General features: G+C 49.8%; 2 protein-coding genes. Both read left to right on the forward strand.

Annotation, left to right across the window (positions count from 1 at the left end):
- Window positions 1-245 (forward strand): hypothetical protein (locus AC1TPB_RS24715; protein ID WP_482078927.1); only part of this gene is annotated, 245 nt, incomplete at its 5' end.
- A partial coding sequence (locus tag AC1TPB_RS24720; RefSeq protein ID WP_482078928.1) for a condensation domain-containing protein occupies window positions 160-2538 on the forward strand: 2379 nt, incomplete at its 3' end. The genes AC1TPB_RS24715 and AC1TPB_RS24720, both read left to right, overlap by 86 nt.

Here is a 2538-nt window from a genome sequence, read left to right on the forward strand (position 1 = left end):
GTGAGCGTGGGAGCATTCAATGCCTCCGAATTGCGTTCGCATTTGAAGGCCTACATGCCGGAGTACATGGTACCGTCGTACTTGGTGGAAGTGGAACGGATTCCACTGACGGCCAATGGCAAGGTGGACCGGAAGGCGCTGCCGGAGCCGCAAGATCTGATGCAGGCAGGAAGCGAATACGTCGCGCCGCGGAACGGGACGGAAGCCAAGCTGGCGGAAATTTGGCAGAACGTTCTCCTAATTGAACAAGTCGGGATCCAAGACAGCTTCTTCGAGCTAGGCGGGGACTCGATGAAAGCGATTCGTCTGATCACTAAGTTGGAGCAAACGATCGGACATAAGACAGACATCACTCATCTGTATCAATATCCGACGATTGAGCTCTTCCTGGCTAACCTTTCATCCGACGTAAATATGCCGGATCATGCGGCTTACGAACAAGCACTTGCAGAAGAAATGGATATACTTCGGGATCATATCGTTTCTGGCCCTGCATCGCTGGCGGGTGAAGTAGAAGACTTTTATCCGATGAGCGATATCGAGCAAGGGATGGTTTTCCATACTCTTAAGCAATCTGATGGTGCAGTGTATCACGATCAGTTTGTATATGGGCTTAAAGACGAACACTTCCAATTGGAAAGATTGCGGGAAGCTTTACGCTTTTTGGTCACAAAGCACTCGATCCTGAGAACCGATTTTTATCTGGAGACGGATGCTTATCCCGTTCAAATCTTACGCAAACATGTGGAAGCACGGATCGGGCTGGATGATTTAAACGGACTGAACGGGAATCATCAAGATGATTTTGTGAAGCGTTGGATGGAAAAGGATCGCAAACGTCCGTTTGACATCGGGGCGGCGCCTCTTTGGCGGATGCACGTTTTTTTGTTGGGCGGCGGTCGCCTGTATTTGAGTTGGATTTTTCACCATGCCATCTTGGACGGATGGAGCGTTGCCTCGTTAATGACAGAGTTACTGAACGTTTACTGGAAGTTGGGTGCTGGGACATTCGACCGACACGCAGAGTCCTCTTTGAAGAGCACATATAAGGATTACGTAATCGAACAGCTCGCGGTCAAAAAACGTCTTGATTTTCAAACGTTCTGGCAAGAGGAATTGAGAGAATACAAACGGCTTGAGTTCCCTGAACCGACAGCATTAGATCTAGAACAGAGCGGTAACCATCATCAGGTTACGCATTTCTTTGCTGATTTTAGCATGGAATATCTCAAGCTTTTTGCGAGAAACACCGGAACAAGTCTGCGCTCCATCTGTTTTGCAGCGTATGTGTACAGTCTATCTATGTTTACCTACGACAATGAAGTTTTAGCGGGTCTCGTAGAAAACGGACGGCCCGTTCGGGAGGACGGCGATAAAATACTGGGTTGTTTCCTAAATACCATACCGGTGCAAATGAAGATCGATGCGCAAATGACATGGTTGGAATGGATTCATACAGTGCATGCCAAATGCATGGAGATGAAAAACTTCGGAAGATACTCGTTGCAGGACATTATGCGCGCAACGGGAGAACGGACCGATAGCGGCAACCCGTTTTTCGACGTCTTGTTTAACTTTATTGATTTTCATATTTATGAGTCTATACCCGAAGAGTCGTTGATTCCTGAGCTTTCGGCGAATTTGAGCTATGAGCGCACAAATGCCAGAATGGACTTCACCGTATCGATCACATTTAACGCACTCATGGTAAGAATCGGATCTTCCTATCGTGAAGAAGATGTATATAGAGTATTGCTGTATTTTGAGCGAACATTACGCACGATGATGAACGATTCGAGTAGAACGATCCAGAACTTCGATCTTACTGAGGAAGAAGAGAAGCGTCAACTGCTTGAGACGTTTAATGACAGGAAGGCGGAATATCCGAAGGACAAGACGATTCACGCTCTGTTCGAGCAGCAGGCTGATCGGACTCCAGAAGCGGTGGCGGTCGTATTCGAGTCTGCGCGAATGACATATGGCGAGCTGAACGCAAAGGCGAATCAGTTGGCGCATGAGCTGCGTGCGCGTGGCGTAGAAGCCGAACGAATCGTGGGGATTATGGCGGAGCGCTCGGTCGAAATGATCGTGGGGATTCTCGCGATCCTGAAGGCCGGCGGTGCGTACTTACCAATGGACCCGGCGTACCCGTCTGAGCGGATCGCGTACATGCTGGAAGACAGCGGTACCGATCTTCTGTTCGTGTACGGTGACGCAGAAGTACCGCAAGATTACGAAGGAACCGTGCTGAACCTGGCGGACGCGTCTCTGTATGCGGGCGAGACGTCGAACTTGCCAGCAGCAAGTGGTCCAATCGATCTGGCGTATGTGATCTACACGTCGGGATCGACGGGACAGCCGAAAGGAGCGATGGTGGAGCATCGTAACGTCGTGCGGCTGCTCTTCAACGACCGCAATCTGTTCGACTTCGGCGCGAGCGACGTCTGGACGATGTTCCATTCGTTCTGCTTCGATTTCTCGGTATGGGAAATGTACGGCGCGTTGTTGTATGGAGGTAAGCTGGTTATTGTGCCGAAA

This window comes from Paenibacillus sp. Y951 (assembly GCF_056786395.1).